The following is a 360-nucleotide window of genomic DNA, read 5'->3' as shown; positions in this document are numbered from 1 at the left end:
AAGGCGATCTGGTCAAGGTCACCATTACCGCCGACCAGACTTCGGTGGCCGAGAACGTCAAACCGACGTTCACCGTGCATATCAACCAACCGCTGGCCCACGACCTGGTTGTGACCCTGAGCAACAATGCCCAGGTCACCATCAAGGCGGGCGAAACCAGCGCGCCGTACACCCACGATGCGCAAGGCGACGACGTCTACCAAGATGCTGGCGAAATCAGCCTGGGCATCAAGTCGGCGGTAGACGCTACCGGCGCCACCTTCGAAAACCTGGAGTTGGGCGGCGCTGCGAAAGTGGATGTCACCGACACCATCGACGAAGTCGTGGCCAAGTTGACTGCGACCCCTTCGGTCACCGAAG

Annotated in this window: 1 protein-coding gene; it reads left to right on the top strand. The window is 60.6% G+C overall.

Annotated elements, in window-relative coordinates; translation table 11 throughout:
* The coding region (locus JOY50_RS28705) for an immunoglobulin-like domain-containing protein (RefSeq protein WP_243056192.1) at window positions 1–360 on the top strand (360 nt) is incomplete at both ends.

Origin of the sequence: Pseudomonas sp. BP01, assembly GCF_022760795.1 — a bacterium.
Classification (GTDB): Bacteria; Pseudomonadota; Gammaproteobacteria; order Pseudomonadales; family Pseudomonadaceae; genus Aquipseudomonas; species Aquipseudomonas putida_Q.
Note: the sequence above shows the minus strand (reverse complement) of the source record. Positions and strands in the feature narration are given on the sequence as shown.